Source organism: Streptomyces sp. NBC_00009, from assembly GCF_045040855.1.
GTDB classification, from domain to species: Bacteria; Actinomycetota; Actinomycetes; order Streptomycetales; family Streptomycetaceae; genus Streptomyces; species Streptomyces aureus.
In genome coordinates this window covers 4,174,880-4,197,265 of sequence record NZ_CP108312.1, presented here as the reverse complement: position 1 = coordinate 4,197,265, position 22,386 = coordinate 4,174,880, and the positions used below count along the sequence as shown (strand labels likewise).

Sequence of the window (22,386 nt, the reverse complement as noted above, 5' to 3'; positions counted from 1 at the left end):
ACCCTCTCAGAATGCAGCCCGCCGCGCCCGACCCCGCCGGGGCCCCGGCGGAGCACTCCCCGAACGGGAGACTCCGCCTCACGCCCGCGCTCTCCGACGCGCCCATCGTGGTCCGGGCGCGGAAGAATGGGTCCATGAGCCAGCAGAACGCCCAGGACCAGGCCTCCGAGCGGCAAGCGCAGCCGTCCGTCGGCTCGATAGCCGCGCACCGCCCGCACACGGTCGCGGGCGGTGACTTCGAACCCGAGCTCCCCGAGCTCACGGCCGACATCGACGCCGACCCCGACGAGTTCGAGGACTACAGCGCCGAGCTGCCCCAGGGCCGTTTCCTCGACCGGGAGCGCAGCTGGCTCGCGTTCAACGAGCGCGTACTCGAACTGGCCGAGGACCCGGACACCCCGCTCCTGGAGCGGGCGAACTTCCTGGCGATCTTCGCGTCCAACCTGGACGAGTTCTTCATGGTCCGCGTGGCCGGCCTCAAGCGACGTATCGCGACGGGCGTCGCCACCCGTTCGGCCTCCGGGCTCCAGCCCCGCGAAGTCCTCGAGCTCATCTGGAACCGCTCGCGCGAGCTCATGGCCCGGCACGCCGCCTGCTACCAGGAGGACGTCGCCCCCGCGCTCGCCGACGAGGGCATCCACCTGGTGCGCTGGGAGGAGCTCACCGACAAGGAGCAGTCCCGGCTCTTCACGCTGTTCAAGCAGCAGATCTTCCCGGTGCTCACCCCACTGGCCGTGGACCCGGCGCACCCGTTCCCCTACATCTCCGGCCTGTCCCTGAACCTCGCCGTCGTCGTGCGCAACCCGGTCTCCGGGCACCGCCACTTCGCGCGCGTCAAGGTGCCGCCGCTGCTCTCCCGCTTCCTGGAGGCATCGCCGCAGCGCTACGTCCCCATCGAGGACGTCATCTCGGCGCCCAAGCACCTGGGCGAGCTGTTCCCCGGCATGGAGGTCCTGGAGCACCACATGTTCCGGCTGACCCGGAACGAGGACCTGGAGGTCGAGGAGGACGACGCGGAGAACCTCCTCAAGGCGCTGGAGAAGGAGCTCATGCGGCGCCGCTTCGGGCCGCCGGTGCGGCTCGAGGTCGAGGAGACCATCGACCGGTACGTCCTCGACCTCCTCGTGCGCGAGCTGAAGATCAGCGAGTCCGAGGTGTACCCGCTGCCGGGCCCCCTGGACCTCACGGGCCTCTTCGGCATCTCCGGCCTCGACCGGCCCGAGCTGAAGTACCCCAAGTTCATCGCGGGCACCCACCGCGACCTGGCCGAGGTCGAGTCCGCGTCCGCGCCCGACGTCTTCGCCGCCCTGCGCGAGCGGGACGTGCTGCTCCACCACCCGTACGACTCGTTCTCCACGTCCGTGCAGGCGTTCCTGGAGCAGGCCGCCTCGGACCCGGACGTCCTCGCGATCAAGCAGACGCTGTACCGGACCTCGGGCGACTCGCCGATCGTCGACGCGCTGATAGACGCCGCGGAGTCCGGCAAGCAGGTCCTCGTCCTCGTCGAGATCAAGGCCCGCTTCGACGAGCAGGCCAACATCAAGTGGGCGCGCAAGCTGGAGGAGGCCGGCTGCCATGTCGTGTACGGCCTCGTCGGCCTCAAGACGCACTGCAAGCTGTCGCTCGTGGTGCGCCAGGAGGGCGACACGCTGCGCCGCTACTGCCACGTCGGCACGGGCAACTACCACCCGAAGACGGCCCGCCTCTACGAGGACCTGGGCCTGCTCACCGCCGACTCGCAGGTGGGCGCCGACCTCTCCGACCTCTTCAACCGGCTGTCGGGCTACTCGCGCCGCGAGACGTACCGCCGTCTCCTCGTCGCCCCCAAGTCCCTGCGCGACGGCCTCATTTCGAGGATCAACAACGAGGTCCAGCACCACCGCGCCGGCCGCCCCGCCTACGTCCGCGTCAAGGTCAACTCGATGGTCGACGAGGCCGTCATCGACGCGATGTACCGGGCGGCGCAGGCCGGCGTACCCGTCGACGTGTGGGTCCGCGGCATCTGCGCCGTGCGGCCGGGCGTCGCGGGCCTGTCGGAGAACATCCGCGTACGGTCCGTGCTCGGCCGCTTCCTGGAGCACTCCCGGGTCTTCGCCTTCGGCAACGGCGGCGAGCCCGAGGTCTGGTTCGGCAGCGCGGACATGATGCACCGCAACCTCGACCGCCGCATCGAGGCCCTGGTCAGGGTCTCCGACCCGGCCCACCGCGGCGCCCTGAACCGGCTCATGGAGACGGGGATGTCCGACACCACCGCCTCCTGGCACCTGGGACCGGACGGGAACTGGGTCCGGCACGCCAAGGACGCGGAGGGCCGGCCCCTGCGGAACGTACAGGAGATGCTCATAGACGCCCGGAGGCGCCGGCGTGGCACAGCAACACCTTGAGACGACGGGAGCGGAGGGTTCCGCGGGCGAGGTCGTCGCGGCCTATCTGCGCGAGCAGGCCACGGAGTTCCTGCGCTCCCTGCGGCAGCACCGCGAGAGCGGTGGCTCCGCGCCCGGGGGAACCGCCGAGGAGGCGGCCGGGGCGGCGCGCGCCCTGCGCCGCTCGGCCCGCCGCATCAGCGGCACCCTGCACACGTTCCGTCCCCTGCTCGACCCCGAGTGGTCCGACGCGCTGCGCCCCGAACTGGCATGGCTCTCGGGCACGCTGGCGCAGGAGCACGCGTACGCGGGCCGCCTGGAGCGGCTGCTGTCGGCGCTGCACCGGCTCTCCGGCGCACACGCGGTACCGGCCCAGACCCCCGCGGCTCCCCCCGGGCGGGTGGGCACGGCCCAGCTGTCGCGGACCGAGAACACGGCGTCGGGGAATCTGACCGTGGGCGCGGCGAAGGCGGGCGCCCTGCTGGAGCGCCAGCTCACCCTCGCCCGGACCAGAGCCCACTCCACAGCGCTGCAGGCACTCGGCTCGTCCCGCTTCCACGCGGTCGCCGACAACGTCGCCGTACTCGCCAGCGAGGTCCCGCTGCGCGCCACCCCGGCCGACCTCGACGCGCTGGCCGCCTCCGCCGAGTCCCGCCTCGCCGAGGCCGTCGCCGCGCTGCCCCTCCACCGGGCGGGCCACCCCTACAACGCGGAGGCTCTCGTCCAGGGCCTCACCGCCGACACGGCACCCCCGTCCCAGGACGCCCCGTGGCACCACGTACGCCTCCTGCTGCGGCTGCACCGCTACGCCCAGGAGGTCGTGCCGTGCGGACCCGGCACCGGCGGCGGGCCGGCCGACGCGGAGACCGAGGCGGCCGCCGCGCTCGACCGGCACCGGGACGCCGCCGAGGCCGCGGCGGCCGCCGCCCATGCGGCCCGCACCCCGCGCATCGCCCCGGCGACGGCCTACGCGCTCGGCGTCCTGCACGCCGACCAGCGCCACGAAGTGGAAGCGGCCCGTTTCGCGTTCCAACGGGCCTGGCTGAAGGAGACGGTCCACACCACATGAGCAGGAGCGGCGACGACACGATCCGCGCGGCGGGCTGCGTGCTGTGGCGCCGCTCCCCGTACGACGACGGCCTCGAGATCTGCCTCGTGCACCGGCCCAAGTACGACGACTGGTCGCACCCCAAGGGCAAGCTGAAGCGCGGCGAGGAGGCACTTGCGGGCGCGCTGCGCGAGGTCGAGGAGGAGACCGGCTTCCAGTGCGCTCCGGGTGCCCGCCTCCCCACCACCCGCTATGTCGCAGGCGGTCGCCCCAAGCGCGTCGACTACTGGGCCGCCGAGGCGACGGACGGCGGGTTCACGCCGAACCGCGAGGTCGACCGCGTCGCCTGGCTCTCCCCGGCCGCCGCCCGCCACCGCCTGACCCAGCCCCGCGACAAGACGCTCGTAGACGCGCTGCTGAGCGCCCTCCACCTGGCATAGTCGCAGCGTGTGCCCGCGTCATCACAAAACGTCACACAGTACCTCACCGCACCGACCGCCGAGGTTCACCCGCCGTTCACTCATGCCCATTGGTCGCTTCACCTGTCCTGCCTAATTTCGGCCTTACACGGTGCGAGTCGCCCACACGGGCGAACACCGCACCGCCTACCTGGAACGAACAGACTTCGCACGCCGTCCCGGATCACCGACCGGCGGCTCCTGGAAGGAACATCCGAAAGTGAAGCTTCAGCGCAAGAACCGGCTCCGCGCCCTTTCCCTCGGCGCCATCGCCGTCTCCGGCGCCCTGGCCCTCACGGCGTGCGGCTCGGACGACACGAGTGCCACCGGCGGTTCGAGCAGCGGCCCGTCGGCCAAGGCCGGCAGCATCAAGTGCGACGACGCCAAGGGCCAGCTCCTCGCGAACGGTTCCTCCGCGCAGGCCAACGCCATCCAGGCCTGGGTCAAGGCGTACACCGCCGAGTGCAAGGGTGTGCAGATCAACTACAAGCCCGAGGGTTCGGGCGCCGGTGTCACGGCGTTCACCCAGGGCCAGGTCGCCTTCGCCGGCTCGGACTCCGCGCTGAAGCCCGAAGAGGTCGCCGCCTCCAAGAAGGTCTGCTCCGGCGGCCAGGGCATCGACCTCCCGATGGTCGGCGGCCCGATCGCGATCGGTTACAACGTCCCGGGTGTCGACAACCTGATCCTGGACGCCAAGACCCTCGCCCAGATCTTCGACGGCAAGATCAGCACCTGGGACGACGAGGCCATCGCCAAGCTGAACCCCAAGGCGAAGCTGCCCAAGACCAAGATCCAGGCGTTCCACCGCTCGGACGAGTCCGGCACCACCGACAACTTCACCAAGTACCTCAAGGCCGCCTCCCCGGCGGACTGGAAGTACTCGGGCGGCAAGGCCTGGCAGGCCAAGGGCGGCCAGTCCGCGCAGGGCTCCTCCGGCCTCGCCCAGCAGGTCAAGCAGACCGCCGGCGCGATCTCCTACTTCGAGCTCTCCTACGCCAAGGACGGCATCAAGACGGTCGACCTCGACACGGGCGCCTCCGCGCCGGTCAAGGCCACCACCGAAAACGCCACCAAGGCCATCTCGGACGCCAAGGTCGTCGGCACGGGCAAGGACCTCGCCCTCCAGCTGAACTACGCGACGAAGGCCGACGGCGCCTACCCGATCACCCTCGTCACGTACGAGATCGTCTGCGACAAGGGCAACAAGGCCGACACCTTCCCGGCCACCAAGTCCTTCCTCACCTACATCGCGAGCCAGGACGGCCAGGACTCCCTGGCGGCCCTCGGCTACGCGCCGATCCCCTCCGAGATCAACACCAAGGTCCGCGACACCATCGCGAGCCTGAGCTGACCCAGCGTGCGGCCCGTCCCCCACAGGGGGCGGGCCGCACCGTCCGGTGCACCGCCGCCTGGAGCCGCCCGACCGCGGCTCCGCAGACCGGAGAACCCCATGGATATATCCACGAAGACGACTGCTCCACCCGCCCCCGCCGAGCCGCCGGCCCCGTCCCTCAAGACGTCCCGCGGCGCCACCCGCCCCGGTGACCGGATCTTCCTCGGTCTCTCGCGCGGCTCCGGCATCCTGCTTCTGGTGATCATGGCCGCCATCGCGGCCTTCCTCACCTACCGCGCCTCGATGGTGCTGTCCAAGAACGACGGCAACTTCCTCACGACCTTCGAGTGGAACGCCAACGCGACCCCGCCGGTCTTCGGCATCGCGGTCCTCGCCTTCGGCACGATCGTCTCCTCGGTCATCGCCATGGCGATCGCCGTCCCGGTCGCCGTCGGCATCGCGCTGTTCATCACGCACTACGCGCCGAAGAAGATCGGCGGCGCGATCGCGTACGTCGTCGACCTGCTCGCCGCCGTACCGTCCATCGTGTACGGCCTGTGGGGCGCCCTCTTCCTGGTGCCGCATCTCACCGGCTTCTACAGCTGGCTCGACGACTACTTCGGCTGGACCGGCATCTTCGAGTGGCAGGGCGGCGCCCCGCGCACCCTCCTCGCCGTCGGCATCCTGCTCGCGATCATGATCCTCCCGATCATCACGAACGTCAGCCGTGAGGTCTTCCGGCAGGCGCCCCTGATGCACCAGGAGGCCGCACTCGCGCTCGGCGCCACCCGCTGGGAGGTCATCCGCATGTCGGTGATCCCCTTCGGCCGCTCCGGCGTCATCTCCGCCTCGATGCTCGGCCTCGGCCGCGCGCTCGGCGAGACCATGGCCGTCGCGACGGTCCTCTCCCCCAGCTTCGAGATCAACGCCAGCCTGCTCGACCCGGGCGGCGGCACCTTCGCGCAGAACATCGCCGCGAAGTTCAGCGAGGCCACCGAGCAGGGCCGTGACGCGCTCATCGCCTCCGGTCTGGTCCTGTTCATCATCACGCTGGTCGTGAACGGCGCGGCCCGCGCGATCATCGCCCGCCGCAAGGAGTACTCGGGGGCCAACGCATGAGCAACGCAACGATCACCCCGCCGGCCCCCGGCACCAACTCCCTCAGCGCCGCGCGCCTGCCCCGCTGGGCGCCGTACGCCATCGCCGTCGGCGCCGTCGCGATCGGCTGCGCGATCGGCCTGGGCGCCGGACTCGACAGCCAGATCCAGTGGGGTCTGATCGCCGCGGTCCTGTTCGTGCTCGGCACGTTCGGCATCGCCACCGCCGTCGAGGGCAAGCGCCAGGCCAAGGACCGCGTCGCGACCAGCGTCGTCTGGGTCGCGTTCATCCTCGCCGTGATCCCGCTGGTCTCCCTGATCTGGGAGACCGTCTCGCGCGGCGTGAAGGTCCTCGACGTCTTCTTCCTGACCCACTCGATGGGCGTCGTCACGGACTACGAGCCGGGCGGCGGCATCTACCACGCCATCATGGGCACCCTGGAGCAGGTCGGCCTCGCCACCCTGATCTCCGTGCCGATCGGCCTGCTCACCGCGATCTACCTGGTCGAGTACGGCCGGGGCAAGCTCGCCAAGGCGGTCACCTTCTTCGTCGACGTCATGACGGGCATCCCGTCGATCGTCGCGGGCCTGTTCATCCTCAGCTTCTGGATCCTGATCCTCGGCTTCAGCTACTCCGGCTTCGCCGGATCGATGGCGCTGTCCATCCTGATGATCCCGGTCGTCGTCCGCTCCACCGAGGAAATGCTCAAGCTCGTCCCGAACGAGCTGCGCGAGGCCTCCCTCGCGCTCGGCGTACCGAAGTGGCGCACGATCCTCAAGGTCGTCCTGCCGACGTCGATCGGCGGCATCACGACCGGTGTGATGCTGGCCATCGCCCGTATCGCCGGTGAAACCGCGCCCGTACTGCTGCTGGTCTGGGGCAATCCGCTCATCAACACGGACCCGTTCCAGGGACCCCAGTCCTCGCTGCCGCTGTACATCTACCAGCAGTACCAGAACAGCGGCGGCAGCCCGGCGGCGTACGACCGTGCATGGGCGGCGGCTCTCGTCCTCATCGCCTTCATCATGATCCTCAACCTGGTGGCCCGCGGCATCGCCCGCTGGAAGGCCCCGAAGACCGGTCGCTGACGCGACCTATCAGCGACCCGGAAGTAGTGAGTTAGTTATGGCCAAGCGAATCGACGTAAGCGGACTCACCGCCTACTACGGCTCCCACAAGGCGATCGAAGACATCTCGATGACCGTGGAACCCCGCTCCGTGACGGCCTTCATCGGCCCGTCCGGCTGCGGCAAGTCCACCTTCCTGCGCACCCTGAACCGCATGCACGAGGTCACCCCTGGTGGCCGCGTCGAGGGCAAGGTGCTCCTGGACGACGAGGACCTCTACGGCACCCACGTCGACCCGGTCGCCGTGCGCCGCACGGTCGGCATGGTGTTCCAGCGCCCGAACCCGTTCCCCACCATGTCGATCTTCGACAACGTGGCGGCGGGCCTGCGCCTGAACGGCTCGTACAAGAAGAGCGAGCTCGGCGACGTCGTCGAGAAGTCCCTCAAGGGCGCCAACCTCTGGAACGAGGTCAAGGACCGCCTCAACAAGCCCGGCTCCGGCCTCTCCGGCGGCCAGCAGCAGCGTCTGTGCATCGCCCGCGCCATCGCGGTCGAGCCCCAGGTGCTCCTCATGGACGAGCCCTGCTCGGCCCTCGACCCGATCTCGACCCTCGCCATCGAGGACCTGATCGGCGAGCTCAAGGAGCGCTTCACGATCGTCATCGTGACGCACAACATGCAGCAGGCGGCCCGCGTCTCGGACCGCACGGCGTTCTTCAACCTGTCCGCGGTCGGCCAGCCCGGCAAGCTCGTCGAGATCGACGAGACCGAGCGGATCTTCTCCAACCCGTCGGTCCAGGCCACCGAGGACTACATCTCGGGCCGCTTCGGCTAGACACCACCTGCTCCTTGCGGTGCTGCATGGCGGTGCCACCGCAAGGCAAAGGGCCCGCCCCCTGGCTCCCGGGGGGCGGGCCTTCTTTTGTGTCCTGTACGGATTGCCGGCTCTCAGCCGAAGGCCAGATTCACGACCCAGTAACTCGCCGCAGCCACGACACCCGCGGCCGGCATCGTAATGAACCAGCCCAGGACGATGTTCTTGGCGACGCCCCAGCGGACCGCGTTCACGCGCTTGGTCGCGCCCACGCCCATGATCGCCGAGGTGATGACGTGCGTCGTCGAGATCGGCGCGTGGAACAGGAACGCCGAGCCGAACATGATCGACGCGCCGGTCGTCTCGGCCGCGAAACCCTGCGGCGGGTCCAGCTCGATGATCTTGCGGCCGAGGGTGCGCATGATGCGCCAGCCACCCGCGTACGTACCGAGGGACAGCATCAGCGCGCAGACGAGCTTGACCCAGACCGGGATCGGGTCGCTGTACGACTCGTGCCCGGCGATGACGAGGGCCATCACCACGATGCCCATGGTCTTCTGCGCGTCCTGCAGACCGTGGCCGAGCGCCATGCCGGCCGCCGACACCGTCTGCGCGATACGGAAGCCGCGCTTGGCCTTGTGCGGGTTGGACCGCCGGAACAGCCACAGGATCACGCACATCACGAGGTAGCCGGCGATCAGGCCGACCACCGGCGAAGTGAGCATCGGGATGACGATCTTGTCGAGCACGCCGGTCCAGTGGACGGCCGTACCGCCGGCGAGCGCCGCGCCGACCATGCCGCCGAACAGCGCGTGCGACGACGAGGACGGCAGGCCGAAGTACCAGGTGACCAGGTTCCAGATGATCGCGCCGACGAGGGCGGCGAAGAGAATGCCCATCCCCTTGTCGCCCACGGGCGTGGCGATGATCCCCTCACTCACCGTCTTGGCGACGGCGTCGCCCATAAAGGCACCGGCGAGGTTCATCACCGCGGCCATCGCGAGCGCCGCGCGGGGCGTCAGCGCACGCGTGGAGACCGACGTGGCGATCGCGTTCGCCGAGTCGTGAAAGCCGTTCGTGTACGTGAATCCGAGCGCGACGCCGATCGTCACGATCAGTGCGAAGGTGTCCATGAGAGGGCTCAGGACTCCTTGACGGCGATGGTCTCCACCGTGTTCGCCACGTGCTCGAAGGCATCCGCCGCCTCTTCGAGCACATCCACGATCTGCTTGAGCTTCAGCACCTCCATGGCGTCGTACTTGCCGTTGAAGAGCTGCGCGAGCAGCTTGCGGTGGATCTGGTCGGCCTGGTTCTCGAGGCGGTTGACCTCGATCCAGTACTCGGTGAGGTTGTCCATGGTCCGCAGGTTCGGCATGGCCTCGGCGGTCAGCTCGGCCGCGCGCGCCAGAACCTCGATCTGCTGCTCGACACCCTTGGGCAGCTCTTCGACCTGGTAGAGGACGACGAGGTCGACGGCCTCCTCCATGAAGTCCATGATGTCGTCGAGGGACGATGCGAGGTTGTAGATGTCCTCGCGGTCGAAGGGCGTGATGAACGAGGAGTTCAGCTGGTGGAAAATCGCGTGGGTGGCATCGTCACCGGCGTGTTCCGCTGCCCGCATCCGCTCCGCGATCTCGGCCCGGGCGGAGGAATCCGCGCCGAGCAGTTCCATCAGGAGTTTCGAGCCCGTGACGATGTTGTCCGCGGATGCGGCAAACATGTCGTAGAAGCTCGTCTCCCTGGGGGTCAGACGAAAGCGCACGTGGGGTCCTCGGGGTGCTTTGGATTCGGTCAGGCTGATGCTAGGCGCATCATCCGGCCACGGCTAACCGGCAATACCCCAGTGTCGCCCATCAGGCACAGTGATCAGCACGGGGTCCCGCGAACCCGTCGGACCCCCTCGGAATTCGGTACCATATACCCAGTAGGGGTATACAACGGGAGGACGCGATGACCACGGAAGCGACCGAGATCGTGACCGACCACGACGGCGAGAACGTGACGGACCACGACCGTGGAATCCACGGGTACCACCACCAGAAGGCCGAGCACCTCAAGCGCCTGCGCCGCATCGAGGGCCAGATCCGGGGCCTGCAGCGCATGGTCGACGAGGACGTCTACTGCATCGACATACTCACGCAGGTCTCCGCTTCCACCAAGGCCCTCCAGTCCTTCGCGCTCCAGCTCCTCGAGGAGCACCTGCGCCACTGCGTCGCCGACGCGGCGGTCAAGGGCGGCGACGAGATCGACGCGAAGGTCGAGGAGGCGACGAAGGCGATCGCGCGGATGCTGCGCACCTGAGACGCCCGGGACGCGCACCGCGCGCCCTGCCCCTGTGAGATACCTGACCCGGAGCCGGGGCGCGCCCGACAGCCGGCCGCGCCCCTCACGGGTTCAGGACTCCCCGGGATCCTCGTCCCGGGGCCACCGCTCCTCGGCGACCCTGAGCACCTCGTCGATTTGGTCCGCACTGAGCCGGTCCTCATCCGCGGCCGACGCCGCGATGATCAATTCACCGCACAGCTCGATCTCGGCGAGGGCGACGTGGTCATGAACCGCCGTGCCGCCCACCGGAGCCACGTTCATCACCTCTTCCAGCCGTAAGCCGCAGCCGTAACCGACTTCCTAGAGTAGGGAGCGGCCTACGCGCTGCGCATGGCACGGACGGACCATTTCCGGACGGCTAATTCTCGGCGATCTTCCCGGCGAAGATGTCCTTTGTGTCGGGAAGTTCGATATTCGCCGAAATCCCGAAGCCGTAGAGAAGAGTGGTGGACGCCACATCGACGACCTCCCTCTTCCCGCCCTTCCCCTTCCCCTTCACCGCAGCCGTCGCCTTCGTATTCACGAAGCTGAACCGGTGGCGCACCTTCCGGATCCGGCCCTGGTCGTCGAGGTACACGTCGAACGGCACCTGGTCCTTGGCGAACCCTTTCGCCGCGGCCGCCAGCGACTGCCGGCTGGCCGGGGAGGCGGCGCGGGCGGCGGCCGCCATGTCGACGGTCCCGCGGTAGTGCCGGACCTCCGTCCCGGCGAGCTCGCTCTCCCCCACGTACGTCACCTTGCGCGCGCCCCGCAGCAGTTCGGCGGCGGCCAGCGGATCCGTGGCCCCGCCCGTGACCAGGTTCCCGTCCGACATGGTGGCCGTGTCGACCCGCACCCACTTGTCGGCGGGCACCCCCGCGCCCCGGTTCTTCATGTACAGGGCGCCGGGCGCGAGGAGTTCGGTGATGGGCCGGTGTTCCTCGGCGCCGGAAGGATCCTGCGGAAGTACGACCTTCAGCTGCCCGACGCGCGCCCGGTAGTCGTAGACGCCCTCGCCCCTGATCGTGACGCGGGTCCCGCCGCTCGCCATCTCCATGGACGTACGGGCCTTGGAACTGCCCTCCCTGACCAGGCGGTCGGCCGCGTCGTGCACGGCGACGGCGGACTCGGCCGGGCTCTCGTTGTCCGCCTCGGCAGCGGCCGAACAGCCGGAGGCGAGGCCCATCAGTCCGACCGCCGCGGCCGCCGCGACCGCCCGTGCTGCGCGTCCGTGCTGCACCATCGCCTGTCTGCCCCCAAGCCCTGTCCGAGCGTCCGCGGCCCCTCTGTCGACCGGATAACGACGGTTGCCTGCACCCGTCACGCGTACCGTTGAGCTGTGGCACAAGAGCAGTCCGAACTCCCCGGGACCCACCGAACGACCACGGCCGAACAAGGCCGCTTCTGCCTGGCCCGCTGCACGTGCGGCTGGCGCGGCCCCTCTCGCAGAGCCCGCTCGAAGGCGAGAACCGACGCCGAGGAGCACACGGCCCGCCCCTGAACCCCCCGGCGTGGAACCCCGCGCTTTCCAAAGACGTCTCGTACCCCGGGAACCAACGGGAGGCGTCCATGGATCGGCGTACGTTCATCGCAGTCGGCGCGGCCACCGTCACGGCAGGCGCGGCCACGGCATGCAGCACCGGCGCGGCGGGGGCCGGCGGGCGGACCACGCCCAGCGCGACGACCAGCGCGCCCATCCGCACCAAGAGCGCGAGCGCCTCCGCCGCGGCGAACCTCAAGGCACTCGCCAAGGACCTCGACGGCACCCTCGTCACCCCCGGCCAGGCCAAGTGGGCGGCCGCGCGCCAGCTCTACAACACCCGCTTCGACAGCCTGAAGCCGACCGCCGTCGCCTACGTCGCCCACCCCGACGACATCCGCACCACGCTCGCCTACGCGCGGGCCCACCACGTCCCCGTCTCGATCCGCAACGGCGGCCACTCGTACGCGGGCTGGTCGTCCGGCGACGGCCGCCTGATCCTCGACGTGTCCAAGCTCTCCGCGATCAGGGCCTCCGGGGGCGAGGCCGTGGTGGGCGCGGGCGCCAAGCTCATCGACGTGTACCGCGCGCTCGCCGCGAAGGGCGTCACCATCCCGGCCGGCTCCTGCCCCACCGTCGGCGTCTCCGGCCTCACCCTCGGCGGCGGCCACGGCGTCGTCTCCCGCGCCTACGGCCTGACCTGCGACAGCCTCACCCAGGCCACGCTGATCACGGCGGACGGCAAGCAGGTCGTCGCGAACAAGAGCGAGAACAAGGACCTGTTCTGGGCCCTGCGCGGCGCGGGCAACGGCAACTTCGGCGTGGTCACCGAGCTCCGCTTCCGCACGCACCCCGCCCCGCAGGCCGTCTCCGCGTACATGACCTGGCCCTGGTCGAAGGCCACGGCCGTCCTCAAGGCCTGGCAGGAGTGGGGCCCCTCGCAGCCCGACGAGATCTGGTCGTCCTGCCACATAGCCAACGCGGTGGGCGGCCGGCCGACCATCTCGATCGCCGCGTTCTCCCTCGGCACGTACCGCGAGCTCCAGAACGCCGTCGACCGCCTCGCCGACGGCCCCGGCGGCCCCGGCCCCGCGTCGAACGTCTCCCTCAAGCGGCGCTCCTACGAGGAGTCGATGGAGGTGTACGCGGGCTGCTCGGCGTTCGCCGAGGACACGATGTGCCATCTGCCAGGCACGACCCCGGGGCGCAGCACGCAAGGGGCTCTGGGGCGCGAGACGTACGCGGCCCGCTCGGACTTCTTCGACCGCTCCATCTCCTCGGCCGGCATCCGCGCCATGTTCGCCAAGATGGAGAACGTCACCTCGGGCGCCGGCAGCATCGCGCTGACCGCGCTCGGCGGGGCGATCAACCGCGTCGACCCGACCGCCACCGCCTTCGTGCACCGGCGCTCCCGGATGCTCGCGCAGTACATCGTGTCCTGGCGGGCCGGAACATCCGGCTCCACGGCCCGCGGCTGGCTCGATTCCACGCACGCGGCGATGCGCCCGTACGCGTCGGGGGCGGCGTACCAGAACTACACGGACCCGACGCTGACGGACTGGCGCAAGGCGTACTACGGCGACGCGTCCGCGCGCCTGACGACGGTCAAGAAGCAGTACGACCCGAACCGCTTCTTCACGTTCCCGCAGGCACTCTGAGCGCGCCCAGCCACCACCGGGCAGGCGCCGACGCACGACCGTTGCGGCGGTAAGCGCCCCCGGACGGCCCAACCCAACACGCCCTCAACTGGCCCAAAGCAAAGCGCAGCGTTCCGCTGGAACCATGAACAAGCCCCGGATACCCCGCATAGCCGCCGTCTTCGCGATCGCCGCCGCCGCGTTCGCCCTGGGCGTCACGACCGCCGCCGTCACCGACGACGGCTCGGACCATCCCGCTTCGGGCCCCCTCGCGGTCACGTCCGGCGCCGTGGCGCTCGCCGGCGCGGCCGGCGGCACCGTCCTCCTTGCCCGACGTGCGGCAGAAGAGGCTAAGCGGCCAGATCCCGCTCTTCCGACTCCCGAGCCTCAGGAATTTCCACCGTCTCCCGAGCCGACGAGGCAGGGCTAGGCGACCACACCAGCCACCGCAGCCGCGTCGTCCGACCGACGGTGCGCGCCAGCGGGGTGAGCAGCGCGGACGCGAGCGGCGACAGGAGCAGCGCCACTGCCGTGCCGAGGGCGAATCCGCCGACGACGTCCGTCGGGTAGTGCACGCCCATGAAGACCCGGCAGAACCCTTCGAGCACCGCGAGCCCCAGGCCGATGAGCCCGAACTTTCGGTGGGCGACGAAGAGGCCGGCTCCGATGGCCATGGCGAGCGTCGCGTGATCGCTGACGAAGGAGAAGTCCGACTTGCCGCTGACCAGGACGTCGAGGCCGTCGTGGTCGGTGAAGGGCCTGGGCCGTTCGACGAAACTGCGGATCGGCACGTTCACCAGGACGGCGATCCCGGCGGCGAGCGGCGCCCACACGACGGAGGCGACGGACGAGGCGGCGTCGTCGAGCGAGTCCCGCTTCCGCACGCCCCACCAGCACCACAGCGTGAGCAGCACGAGCGCGAGCAGCAGCCCGTACTCACCGATGAACGCCATGGTGCTGTCGACCCAGCCGGGGGCGTCCTTCGCCAGGCCGTTGATGTCGTAGAGCAGACCGACGTCGGGGTTGGACCCGGAGGCCCCGAGTGCCGAGAGTCCAGCCAGTCCAGCCATCTCGCCGCGGCCCCTTCGTCTTGCTGCTCAGTGGGCGCACACAGTCGTGCGCCGCTCGTCCACCCCCGTGGTCATAGATCCGCGGTCCACGTCGATCCGCGATCAGCTCAGGAAAAGGAACGCACGGTCCCCTCTCCTTCGTTCCACAATCCACTGAATGATCACGCAGACGTTATCGAAGAGAGACACGAAGCCGCAGCTCAGGGCAGGGCTCTAACGGAGAGTTCCGGCCACGTCACACTTCGGGGTTTCCGTCCGGGCTCGTGCTCGGCACCGCTTTCGCACCATCTTCGGTCACCCGGGTCGCCCCGAAATAGTCGAGGGTGTCGACCGGGTCGAACCGGATGACGGCTCCCGGGCGCGGCGCGTCGATCATGTAGCCACCGCCCACGTAGATCCCGACGTGCCGGATCGCACGGCTGTCGGTGAGATCGTCCGAGAAGAAAACGAGATCCCCCGGCAGGAGCTCGTCCCGCTTGGGGTGCGGCCCGGCGTTGTACTGGTCGTTCGCGACACGCGGCAGCTCGATCCCGACCTCCCGGTACGCGGCGAGCGTCAGCCCCGAGCAGTCGAACCGGCCGCCCTGATCGGCGGTCCCGTTCCCGCCCCACAGATACGGGGTCCCGAGCTTCTTCTGCGCGTAGTAAATAGCCCCCGCCGCCTGCTGCGACGGCTGCACCCGGCCGACCGGCCGCGCGAAGCTCTTCTCCAGGTTCGTGATCGTCTTCACGTAGTTCTGCGTCTCGCGGTACGGCGGTACGCCCCCGTACTTGATGACGGCGTACGCACCCGCGTTGTACGCGGCGAGCATGTTCTCGGTCTGATTGCCCGGCGCGTCCTTCACGTACTTGGCGAGCGAGCAGTCGTACGAGGCCGCGGACGGGATGGCGTCCTTCGGGTCCCAGATGTCCCGGTCCCCGTCCCCGTCCCCGTCGACCCCGTGCGCGGCCCACGTCCCCGGGATGAACTGCGCTATCCCGAGCGCCTTCGCCGGGCTCTTCGCGTTCGGGTTGAACCCGCTCTCCTGATACAACTGCGCGGCGAGCAGCGCCGGGTTGATCGCGGGGCAGAGGTTCCCCCACTCCTGCACGATCGACTGGTACGCGCTGGGCACGGCGCCCTTGGCGAGCCCCACGGCTCCCTTGCCGACCCCGCTCGCGAGACTGCCGGCGGCCATGTACGTACCGACAACGAGCAGCGTGACGAACCCGGTCCCCCCGGCGGCGAGCGCTCCCCCGACGACCCACGCCTTACGCACCGTCAACCGCCCCTCGCTGCCCCGAAGTCCACCGCGTCAGTTTAGATGCGGGTGTGGCGATACGAGGCGAGTCGATCCGGTTGGCTCGTTTCGGCACTCGGCCCACAACAGCTTGCCGCGACGGGCCGTACCGAGGGAGTACGCGCCCCAGGCGTCGGCGCAGGCCCGCACGAGGTGCAGCCCGCGACCGGATTCCGCCGCGTCGGCCGAGATCCCTCCCGCGTGGAACCCGGGAGGGATCTCGGGGTTGGAGTCCCACACGGACACGCGGACCCCGCCGGGCGAACGGGGCGCGAGGCGCAGACCGTACGCGCCGGTGGTGTGGAGGTGGGCGTTGGTGAGGAGTTCGGAGGCGAGCAGCTCGGCGTCGTCACGGAGGTCGGCGAGCCCGTGCGCGTCGAGGATGACGCGCAGGGCGGCCCGGGCGATGCCGGGAGCACGAGGGTCGTGGGGCAGATGGAGGGCGTAGGTCCAGGGGGGCGGGGTTACCGTGGCCATGGAAGTCTCCGGTTGGTGTGGGGAGTTGGGTGGCCCAGTGACGATGCCGCTCCGTCGAGCGGGGTTCTTCTGGGGACACTCAAGCTAGCGGCCAGAGTTATATTCTTCACTCGATTCCAGGGAAGATTAAGAATGACCACTCCTGTGAGTGACTTGGCAGGACAGAGGAGCTGGGACCGTGAGGACCAACCCGACGGGCCGTCAACTCCGAGTCGGCGCCGAGCTGCGCAAGCTCCGTGAGCGAGCAGGCCTGAGCTCGACGGCGGCGGCCCAGCAGCTCGGCATGAAGCAGGCACAGGTCAGCAACATGGAGACGGGCCGGGTCGGGGTGAGCGCGGAACGCGTACGCACGCTGGCGTCCCAGTACGACTGCTCCGACCCGGCCCTCGTCGACGCCATCGCGGGGATGACCGGCGACCGGAAGCGCGGCTGGTGGGAGGAGTACCGCGACATCCTGCCCGGCACCCTTCTGGACCTCGCCGAACTCGAATCCAACTCGATGCGTCTGCGCTCGGCCGTGACGGTACACATCCCCGGCCTGTTCCAGACGACCGAGTACGCACGCGAGGTCTTCCGCCAGAGCGTCCCTCAGCTTCCACCACCGGACGTCGAGCACCGGGTCTCGTTCCGGATCAAGCGGCAGGCCGTCCTCTTCCAGGAGTCCCCGGTCCCACAGCAGGTCTTCATCCATGAGGCAGCCCTGCGGATGAAGCTCGGGGGCCGTGACGTGACCCGCGCACAGCTCAAGCACCTGCTGGACATGAACGAGCGCGAGCACATCGCGATCGGTGTCATCACGTTCGACACCGGGGTCCTGGCCGGTTCCGGACAGTCGATCTACTACTCCGAGGGCCCCGTGCCCCACCTCGACACCGTGAACCTTGACCAGTCGCACGGCCCGGTCTTCCTCGACGCCGAGGCACAGCTGCACAAGTACCGCGTACTGCTCGACCGGATGGAGGCGGCCTCGCTCCCACCCGCGAAGTCGCAGGACTTCATCCACTCCGTCGTCCACGACCTGTGAAGGAGCCCAAGGTGACAGATCCGAACTGGCAGAAGTCGTCTTACTGCGCGGAGGGCAACTCCTGCGTGCACGTCGCCAAGGACACCGGCGCAGTGCACGTCACCGAGAGCGCCGACCCCAGCAGAGCGATACTCACCACCGCCCCCAGCGCCTTCGCCGCCCTCCTCCAGTCGCTCAAGGCGGAGCCTCATGTCTGACCTGCGTTGGGAGCGGGCCGCGCCCGAAGGGGCCGAGGGGCCCGGCCCCTGGATCGAGATCGCCTTCGGTCCGGACGACCTCGTGTATCTGCGTGAGACCTCCGACCCCGAGACCGTCGTCACGACTACGCAGAGGAAGTGGGACGCGTTCGTGCTCGGCGTCCAGGCGGGCGAGTTCGACCACTTCGTCGAGGACGCCGACCAGCAGAGCCCGTAGCCACGGGATTGGCGGATTCGGGCCTCCAGAGCGTTCGTTGACCGCAGGTCAGCAGCGGGCGGCACCGCCGAGCCCGGCCCGAATCTGCCATTCACCCCACGGGCCGCCGCCGCCGCGGAGCGGAAAAGTGGCCAACGAATCGTCACTCAACAGGTCACGGCGCAGACCGGACGTTCATTGCCCCAGGTGACTCTCCGTGATACACAGAGTGACCATACGTCGGCTCGTATACGCAAACACGTGCCGACGTACGAACTCGGCCAAGGAATGGCGCCAAGTCGGCAGGCATCCACGGCAATCTGGGCAAGAATGGGCCTGACCTCTGCGCTGCGGCGGGGGCGACAGAACTACCCACATGGGGCGGTGAGTTACACATGCTGCTGGCAGCCGGCAAGGGCAACATCGACACCATCATCGGCGGGATCGCCCCCGACTGGGGCCCATTCCAGAACCTGGGCAAAGAAGCACAGGTGATGGTCGAGGTCGTGATGGCGGTGGCGATCCTGCTGTGCCTGGGCATCGCCATCTGGGGCGCGGCCAAGCAACGGATCGGCGCGACGGCCCTGCGCGACACGTTCAGCGCCGAACAGGGCAAGGGCCTCATCGTCGCGGGCCTGACCGGCGTATTCATCATCGGTTCGCTCGGCACGCTCTTCACCATCGTGTACGGCATGGCGATCTAGCCCCTGTTCCGCCCGCTCCGGTCTCATCTGCACTGAGGTTGCAACTCCCTGATGTCGAGTCACCACACCGCGCCCGCGCGGAAAGCAGCGCGGCTACCGTCGTACGTGGCGGTTCAGCACGAGCCTGAGGGGGCGTACGCGGGATGAGTCCGGGCGACGGCAACGACGACGACCTCTACGGCGGCACGGGCCAGACCCGCACGCGCCTGCCGGAGGGCGGGCCGGGCGACGGGTACGGCGACGGGCGCAGACCTGCCAGGTCGTCGTCGCGCAGCCTCATCACGGTGGTCGGAGTGGTGGTCCTCCTCATCGCGGCGATCGCCTTCGCGAACCGCGGTGACGAGTCCTCTTCGGGGAGCGGCGACGGGAAGAAGCCGGGCGCGTCCGCGACGGCCCCTACGGGGACGAAGGCGGTCGCGTCGGGGTTCGCCCATGACAAGCAGGGGGCGCAGAGCGCTGCGGCGAATTATGCGGTGGCTCTGGTTTCCGCCGACATCCTGAAGCCGGACCGCCGGACCGAGATCGTCAGGCAGCTCTTCGTCGCCGACAAGGTCGCTGGGCTGGAGGCCAAGTTCGACAAGGCGTACTCCACCGACTTCCTCAGCCGTCTCGGGCTGGACACGAACGGCAACGCGCCGGCGGGCCAGACCTACGTGTCACGCACCGTCCCGGTCGGGACCAAGACCACCGCGTACTCGGACGGCACGGCGACCGCGGAGGTCTGGTGCACGGGTGCCTTCGGCACGGCCGGTGAGAGCACGAAGAACCCTGTCACGAACGACTGGTTCACGATGACTCTGAAGCTGCGGTGGACGGACGGCGACTGGAAGGTCGAGAGCTTCTCCCAGAAGGACGGACCGTCCCCTGTGAACGGCGACAACAAGATCTCGTCGGCCGACGAGATCGCCAAGGCCGTTGAGCAGTACGGAGGGTTCACCTATGCCCGGTAGTCGCCCTCTGCTGAAACTCGCCGCCGCCGCGGCAGCCGTCCAGACCACAGCCGTCCTGCTGGCGACCCGTGCCTACGCGGTGCCCGCCGATGACAAGTGCGACCTCATCGTCGGACCTGCCAAGCAGTACTGCGAGCGCGGCAACGGAAAGTCCAGTGGTGGGGGTCCCGCCACACCCCCCGGCACCACCAACCCCCTGGACCCCCTCTCCTCCCTCGCCAAGGGCTGTGCCGACGCCGCGTCCTGGACCGTGGACATGCTCAGCAAGTCCATCAAGCAGACCGCCAACGTCGACTTCACCAACCCGAAGTTCCTCCAGCAGTACGCCATCGTGTTCGCGGCGTCGGCGATTCTCACATTGCTGCTGTGGCTGCTCGCCGTGGCCAAGAGGGCCGTCCGGGGTGTCCCCCTCGGTACCGCCCTCTCCGAGGCCATCGGGTTCCTCTGGCTCACGGTCATCGCGTCCGCGTTCACGCCGCTGATCCTCTACACCGTCGTATCCGCGACGGACGGTGTCTCGGATGTGCTGGCGAAGGCGACGGGGGATCAGACGGACGCGTTCTTCGGGACGTTCTCCGGTGCGCTGAAGAAGGGCGACGACATAGGGGGCGGGCCGATCATGCTGATCGTCGTCTCGCTCGTGTCGATCCTCGCCGCCGGTGTGCTGTACCTGGAGCTGTATCTGCGGGCCGTGCTGCTGTACGTGGGCGCGCTGCTCGGCGTCGTGGTCTACGCGGGGCTCGTCGACAAGAACCTGTGGGGGCATGTCCGCCGGTGGGCGGGCGTCATGATCGCGGTGATCCTGGTGAAGCCGGTGATCGTGATCGTGCTGGGACTCGCGGGTGCGCTGTCGGGGTCCGAAGGGCCCGACTCGCTGGCCGCCGTCGTCTCCGGTCTCGCCATCGTGCTGCTCGCGATCTTCGCCAGCGGCATGATCTACCGCTTCGTACCCGGCTTCGGCGACGAGATCGCCAACGGCCGTAACAACCGCATCATGCGCGGCGCCGAGAACAAGGCGGCCGCAGTCATCAGTTCGCCCGCCGCACTCGTCTCGCAGGGCATCAAGACGCACAGCGCCCGCGCGGACGGTGGCGGCGGCAGCGGTGGCGGCCAGTCCCAGGCCCGCCCCGCGAACCCCGTGTCGGGAGGCGTGGCCGCACACAGCACACGCCCCTCCTCCGGGGGCAGTGGCGGTGGCGGCGGATCTGTCCCCTCCGCCGCACCTCCGCCCCGTACGAGTCCCACGAGCACGCCGCACGCGAGCAATACGCGTAGCGGCGGGAACACCGGCAACAGCAATCGGCAAGGAGGTGCAGGGCGTTGACGACCCAGTCCCATGTGTCCCCATCGGTCACGCCCCGCCGTACGTATCTGATCGGCCGTGCCCGGCCGAACGCCATCGTCGGCAAGAACCGCGAGACCGGCGAGATCGCCCTCATCATCGGGGGCGCTTTCCTGGGCATGATGTGCGGGCTTCTCGTCCCCGCCCTGTCCCTGCGCATCATGCTGCTCCTGGGCTTCCCGCTGATCGCGCTCGCGGCCGTCTACATCCCGTACAAGCACCGCACCTTCTACAAGTGGTTCGAGATCAACCGCAGTTACAAGCGGCAGCTGAAGCGCGGCACGACGTACCGGTCGCGGGCCATGGACGCGGGGGTGCGGCTCGACGGGCGTGAGGTGGAGATCGGGCCGCCGCCCGGCATCGGCCGGCTGACCTGGCTGGCCGCGCCGTTCGGGCCGGACGAGATCGCCGTGCTGCTGCACGCCGACCGGCGGACCGTCACCGCCGCCATCGAGATCGAGGGCCCGGGTGTCGGGCTGCGGGACAGTGAGGACCAGGAGGCGCTGGTCGACCGGTTCGGGACGCTCCTGAAGCACGTCGCCAATGGGGACGGCTTCGTCACGCGGCTCCAGATGCTCGCCCGTACGCTCCCCGCCGACCCCGACGCGCACGCCAAGGACGTCGCCGTACGCGGGAACGACCGGACGCCGGGCTGGCTGCAGCAGTCGTACAACCAGCTCCAGTCGATGGTGTCGACGAGCAGCGAGCAGCACCGCGCCTACCTCGTGGCCTGCATGCACTACACCCGCGAGCTGGCCGCCGAGGCGCACGCCATGGCCCGCGCGGCCCGTCCCCACAGCGGCCGCAAGGTCGACCGGGACGCCGGGCTCGCGGTCGTCATGGCGCGCGAGCTGACCGACATCTGCTCGCGCCTCCAGGAGGCCGACATCCGGGTGCGGCAGCCGCTCGGGCAGGGGCGCCTCGCCTCGCTCGTGCACTCCATGTACGACCCGGATCATCCGATCGACCACATTCAGGCCATGACCAAGCGCAACGCCTGGCCGGCCGAGCTGGACGCGATGGAGCCGACTTATCTCCAGGCCAAGACGCGTGAGTCGTCGACGCGCGCGCCCTGGTGCCACGCCACCGCCTGGGTGAAGGAGTGGCCGATGACGCCGGTCGGCGTGAACTTCCTGGCGCCGCTCCTCGTCCACACCCCGGATGTGATCCGTACGGTCGCCGTCACGATGGACCTCGAACCCACCGAGGTCGCCATCGAGCGGATGCTCACCGAGAAGACGAACGACGAGGCGGAGGCCAGCCGCCAGGCCAAGATGAACCGCACCGTCGACCCGCGCGACGTCGCCGCCAACACCCGCCTCGACCAGCGCGGCGAGGACCTCGCGAGCGGCGCGGCCGGGGTCAACCTCGTCGGCTACATCACCGTCTCCTCCCGCTCGCCGGAGAGCCTCGCGCGCGACAAGCGCACGATCCGCGCCTCCGCCGGCAAGTCCTATCTGAAGCTGGAGTGGTGCGACCGCGAGCACCACCGGGCCTTCGTCAACACATTGCCGTTCGCGACCGGCATCCGACGGTAGAGGCAGG

23 protein-coding genes are annotated in these 22,386 nt (G+C 69.4%); 16 read left to right on the top strand and 7 right to left on the bottom strand.

The features are described from left to right. The first annotated feature begins 11 nt into the window (after positions 1-11). The 7 genes from OHA58_RS18970 (at position 12) to pstB (ending at position 8,202) form a co-directional block, all read left to right on the top strand. Positions 12-2,384: an RNA degradosome polyphosphate kinase gene (locus tag OHA58_RS18970; protein ID WP_405480108.1), complete on the top strand. Its 2,373-nt coding sequence runs from the start codon at positions 12-14 to the stop codon at positions 2,382-2,384. Continuing rightward, entirely contained in the window at positions 2,365-3,432 is a 1,068-nt protein-coding gene (locus tag OHA58_RS18965; RefSeq protein ID WP_405480106.1) for a CHAD domain-containing protein, read from the top strand. The genes OHA58_RS18970 and OHA58_RS18965 overlap by 20 nt, the downstream gene beginning before the upstream one ends. Continuing rightward, on the top strand, positions 3,429-3,851 hold the full coding sequence (locus OHA58_RS18960) for an NUDIX hydrolase (RefSeq protein ID WP_405480105.1): 423 nt from the start codon (positions 3,429-3,431) through the stop codon (positions 3,849-3,851). The genes OHA58_RS18965 and OHA58_RS18960 overlap by 4 nt, the downstream gene beginning before the upstream one ends. Before the next feature lie 238 nt (positions 3,852-4,089). Further along, complete coding sequence (pstS, locus tag OHA58_RS18955; protein WP_405480104.1) at positions 4,090-5,220, top strand: phosphate ABC transporter substrate-binding protein PstS; 1,131 nt, start codon at positions 4,090-4,092, stop codon at positions 5,218-5,220. A gap of 99 nt (positions 5,221-5,319) precedes the next feature. Then, positions 5,320-6,321, top strand: coding sequence for a phosphate ABC transporter permease subunit PstC (gene pstC, locus OHA58_RS18950; protein ID WP_405480102.1), 1,002 nt, complete (start codon positions 5,320-5,322; stop codon positions 6,319-6,321). Next, positions 6,318-7,388 carry a phosphate ABC transporter permease PstA gene (pstA, locus tag OHA58_RS18945; RefSeq protein ID WP_405480101.1) on the top strand — a complete coding sequence of 357 codons (1,071 nt, stop codon included), beginning with the start codon at positions 6,318-6,320 and terminating at the stop codon, positions 7,386-7,388. The genes pstC and pstA overlap by 4 nt, the downstream gene beginning before the upstream one ends. 37 nt (positions 7,389-7,425) lie before the next feature. Next, positions 7,426-8,202 (top strand): phosphate ABC transporter ATP-binding protein PstB, encoded by a 777-nt coding sequence (pstB, locus tag OHA58_RS18940; protein ID WP_100595598.1) that lies wholly within the window; start codon positions 7,426-7,428, stop codon positions 8,200-8,202. A gap of 113 nt (positions 8,203-8,315) precedes the next feature. Here the strand turns inward: pstB and OHA58_RS18935 are convergent, their stop codons facing one another. After that, positions 8,316-9,314, bottom strand: coding sequence for an anion permease (locus tag OHA58_RS18935; protein ID WP_405480100.1), 999 nt, complete (start codon positions 9,312-9,314; stop codon positions 8,316-8,318). Positions 9,315-9,322: 8 nt separating this feature from the next. Beyond that, positions 9,323-9,943 (bottom strand): DUF47 domain-containing protein, encoded by a 621-nt coding sequence (locus OHA58_RS18930; RefSeq protein ID WP_116512248.1) that lies wholly within the window; start codon positions 9,941-9,943, stop codon positions 9,323-9,325. Between the two features lie 188 nt (positions 9,944-10,131). Between OHA58_RS18930 and OHA58_RS18925 the strand changes: the two genes are divergently transcribed. After that, the gene (locus OHA58_RS18925; RefSeq protein ID WP_266562661.1) at positions 10,132-10,482 is read left to right on the top strand and encodes a metal-sensitive transcriptional regulator; all 351 of its coding nucleotides are present in this window, start codon (positions 10,132-10,134) and stop codon (positions 10,480-10,482) included. 93 nt (positions 10,483-10,575) lie between these two features. On the opposite strand, the gene OHA58_RS18920 is transcribed toward OHA58_RS18925, so the two are convergent. Together OHA58_RS18920 and OHA58_RS18915 are read right to left on the bottom strand one after the other, a co-directional pair. Then, positions 10,576-10,767, bottom strand: a complete 192-nt coding sequence (locus OHA58_RS18920; protein WP_405480099.1) for a hypothetical protein — start codon at positions 10,765-10,767, stop codon at positions 10,576-10,578. Between the two features lie 97 nt (positions 10,768-10,864). Then, the gene (locus OHA58_RS18915) at positions 10,865-11,728 is read right to left on the bottom strand and encodes a hypothetical protein (protein WP_405480097.1); all 864 of its coding nucleotides are present in this window, start codon (positions 11,726-11,728) and stop codon (positions 10,865-10,867) included. Positions 11,729-12,054: 326 nt separating this feature from the next. Between OHA58_RS18915 and OHA58_RS18910 the strand changes: the two genes are divergently transcribed. Further along, positions 12,055-13,623 carry an FAD-binding oxidoreductase gene (locus OHA58_RS18910; RefSeq protein ID WP_405480095.1) on the top strand — a complete coding sequence of 523 codons (1,569 nt, stop codon included), beginning with the start codon at positions 12,055-12,057 and terminating at the stop codon, positions 13,621-13,623. Positions 13,624-13,952: 329 nt separating this feature from the next. On the opposite strand, the gene OHA58_RS18905 is transcribed toward OHA58_RS18910, so the two are convergent. The 3 genes from OHA58_RS18905 to OHA58_RS18895 all read right to left on the bottom strand — a co-directional run bounded on the left by OHA58_RS18905 (position 13,953) and on the right by OHA58_RS18895 (position 16,428). Beyond that, positions 13,953-14,672, bottom strand: coding sequence for a phosphatase PAP2 family protein (locus tag OHA58_RS18905; protein ID WP_405480094.1), 720 nt, complete (start codon positions 14,670-14,672; stop codon positions 13,953-13,955). 235 nt (positions 14,673-14,907) lie between these two features. Next, on the bottom strand, positions 14,908-15,936 hold the full coding sequence (locus tag OHA58_RS18900) for an NlpC/P60 family protein (protein ID WP_405480092.1): 1,029 nt from the start codon (positions 15,934-15,936) through the stop codon (positions 14,908-14,910). Between the two features lie 30 nt (positions 15,937-15,966). Further along, positions 15,967-16,428 carry an ATP-binding protein gene (locus tag OHA58_RS18895; RefSeq protein ID WP_405480090.1) on the bottom strand — a complete coding sequence of 154 codons (462 nt, stop codon included), beginning with the start codon at positions 16,426-16,428 and terminating at the stop codon, positions 15,967-15,969. A 178-nt stretch (positions 16,429-16,606) separates the two neighbouring features. On the opposite strand from OHA58_RS18895, the gene OHA58_RS18890 reads away from it, so the two are divergent. The 7 genes from OHA58_RS18890 (at position 16,607) to OHA58_RS18860 (ending at position 22,379) form a co-directional block, all read left to right on the top strand. After that, positions 16,607-17,452, top strand: a complete 846-nt coding sequence (locus tag OHA58_RS18890; RefSeq protein ID WP_405480088.1) for a helix-turn-helix domain-containing protein — start codon at positions 16,607-16,609, stop codon at positions 17,450-17,452. A gap of 11 nt (positions 17,453-17,463) precedes the next feature. Then, positions 17,464-17,649 (top strand): DUF397 domain-containing protein, encoded by a 186-nt coding sequence (locus OHA58_RS18885; RefSeq protein WP_405480086.1) that lies wholly within the window; start codon positions 17,464-17,466, stop codon positions 17,647-17,649. Beyond that, a complete protein-coding gene (locus OHA58_RS18880) occupies positions 17,642-17,866 on the top strand; it encodes a DUF397 domain-containing protein (protein ID WP_405480084.1) in 225 nt (74 codons plus the stop codon). The genes OHA58_RS18885 and OHA58_RS18880 overlap by 8 nt, the downstream gene beginning before the upstream one ends. A gap of 374 nt (positions 17,867-18,240) precedes the next feature. Beyond that, on the top strand, positions 18,241-18,549 hold the full coding sequence (locus tag OHA58_RS18875; protein ID WP_100595588.1) for a hypothetical protein: 309 nt from the start codon (positions 18,241-18,243) through the stop codon (positions 18,547-18,549). Between the two features lie 143 nt (positions 18,550-18,692). Next, the gene (locus OHA58_RS18870; protein WP_405480083.1) at positions 18,693-19,499 is read left to right on the top strand and encodes a hypothetical protein; all 807 of its coding nucleotides are present in this window, start codon (positions 18,693-18,695) and stop codon (positions 19,497-19,499) included. Further along, complete coding sequence (locus OHA58_RS18865) at positions 19,489-20,823, top strand: hypothetical protein (protein WP_405480082.1); 1,335 nt, start codon at positions 19,489-19,491, stop codon at positions 20,821-20,823. The genes OHA58_RS18870 and OHA58_RS18865 overlap by 11 nt, the downstream gene beginning before the upstream one ends. Further along, a complete protein-coding gene (locus tag OHA58_RS18860) occupies positions 20,820-22,379 on the top strand; it encodes an SCO6880 family protein (protein ID WP_405480081.1) in 1,560 nt (519 codons plus the stop codon). The genes OHA58_RS18865 and OHA58_RS18860 overlap by 4 nt, the downstream gene beginning before the upstream one ends. Positions 22,380-22,386 lie beyond the last annotated feature (7 nt).

Coding starts and splice junctions, on each gene's coding strand:
- OHA58_RS18970 (WP_405480108.1), top strand. CDS start 12: ATGCAGCCCGCCGCGCCCGACCCCGCCGGGGCCCCGGCGGAGCACTCC.
- OHA58_RS18960 (WP_405480105.1), top strand. CDS start 3,429: ATGAGCAGGAGCGGCGACGACACGATCCGCGCGGCGGGCTGCGTGCTG.
- pstC (WP_405480102.1), top strand. CDS start 5,320: ATGGATATATCCACGAAGACGACTGCTCCACCCGCCCCCGCCGAGCCG.
- pstA (WP_405480101.1), top strand. CDS start 6,318: ATGAGCAACGCAACGATCACCCCGCCGGCCCCCGGCACCAACTCCCTC.
- pstB (WP_100595598.1), top strand. CDS start 7,426: ATGGCCAAGCGAATCGACGTAAGCGGACTCACCGCCTACTACGGCTCC.
- OHA58_RS18935 (WP_405480100.1), bottom strand. CDS start 9,314: ATGGACACCTTCGCACTGATCGTGACGATCGGCGTCGCGCTCGGATTC.
- OHA58_RS18925 (WP_266562661.1), top strand. CDS start 10,132: ATGACCACGGAAGCGACCGAGATCGTGACCGACCACGACGGCGAGAAC.
- OHA58_RS18920 (WP_405480099.1), bottom strand. CDS start 10,767: ATGAACGTGGCTCCGGTGGGCGGCACGGCGGTTCATGACCACGTCGCC.
- OHA58_RS18915 (WP_405480097.1), bottom strand. CDS start 11,728: ATGGTGCAGCACGGACGCGCAGCACGGGCGGTCGCGGCGGCCGCGGCG.
- OHA58_RS18910 (WP_405480095.1), top strand. CDS start 12,055: ATGGATCGGCGTACGTTCATCGCAGTCGGCGCGGCCACCGTCACGGCA.
- OHA58_RS18905 (WP_405480094.1), bottom strand. CDS start 14,672: ATGGCTGGACTGGCTGGACTCTCGGCACTCGGGGCCTCCGGGTCCAAC.
- OHA58_RS18895 (WP_405480090.1), bottom strand. CDS start 16,428: ATGGCCACGGTAACCCCGCCCCCCTGGACCTACGCCCTCCATCTGCCC.
- OHA58_RS18880 (WP_405480084.1), top strand. CDS start 17,642: ATGTCTGACCTGCGTTGGGAGCGGGCCGCGCCCGAAGGGGCCGAGGGG.
- OHA58_RS18875 (WP_100595588.1), top strand. CDS start 18,241: ATGCTGCTGGCAGCCGGCAAGGGCAACATCGACACCATCATCGGCGGG.
- OHA58_RS18870 (WP_405480083.1), top strand. CDS start 18,693: ATGAGTCCGGGCGACGGCAACGACGACGACCTCTACGGCGGCACGGGC.
- OHA58_RS18865 (WP_405480082.1), top strand. CDS start 19,489: ATGCCCGGTAGTCGCCCTCTGCTGAAACTCGCCGCCGCCGCGGCAGCC.